Genomic DNA, 790 nt, shown 5'->3' with positions numbered 1-790 from the left:
TCGCGCGCCTGCCCGGCGGCGCCATCGTGCTGCCGGGTCTCGACCGGACGCTGGACGAAGCGTCGTTCCAGGCGATTGCCGCGCCTGGCGCGCGATCGCGGCAAGCAATTCGGCCGTCGCTGGTATCGAGCCGGTCGAGCCTGCGGCGATGACCGGGCCGGCGGGCGGATTGCGCTGCAGCCGCGCCGCCTCGGCGCGGATCAGCGCGCTGCGATGCGCGGCCGGATTGGAGCGGTCGCTTTCCGCGAGGAATTTCGGCCAGGCTTCGGTGACGATGCCGAGGAATTCGAGCGTCACCTGCCACCATCCGGCAAGATTGCCGGTCACCAGATCGGTGAGCTTGGCCCAGTCGGTGCCTTCCGTCTCGATCTCGTCCATCAGCCGGGCGAGATCGCGCGCCAGCCAGATCGCGTCGGCGGTGGAAGCCGGGATGACGATCTCCTCGGCGAAAAGGGCGGCGACATGCGCCGGCAGCCGGCGTTTCCAGGCGCGCACCAGCGGCGTCAGCAGCAACAGGCGTTCGGTTGCCGAAATCGGCGGCGCCAGATCGATGGCCGCCGCTGCCTCGGTCTCGAACGCAGCCTCATCCTCGTCGAATTCGCCGAGTGGCCGGATGACCGGCAGGATCGCCGAGCCGCCGCCGCCGCGTGCCGCCAGGCTGTCGACGAAGACACCCCGCAAGGCACGCGCGGCACGGCGTGTCGGCACATAGATGGTGGCATCGGCCAAAGCGAGCGGGTCGCCGTCGAATCGAAACCCCGGAACAAGACGGCCGGCAAGCAGCGCCTCG

The 790-nt window shown here is 70.1% G+C and carries 1 pseudogene; it reads right to left on the bottom strand.

The window, feature by feature from the left end:
- Positions 1-790 (bottom strand): annotated as a pseudogene (locus tag EOA22_RS35770) (double-strand break repair protein AddB); the annotation flags it as partial.

This window comes from Mesorhizobium sp. M7A.F.Ca.US.014.04.1.1, from assembly GCF_003998745.1.
Classification (GTDB): Bacteria; Pseudomonadota; Alphaproteobacteria; order Rhizobiales; family Rhizobiaceae; genus Mesorhizobium; species Mesorhizobium ciceri.
Note: the sequence above shows the minus strand (reverse complement) of the source record. Positions and strands in the feature narration are given on the sequence as shown.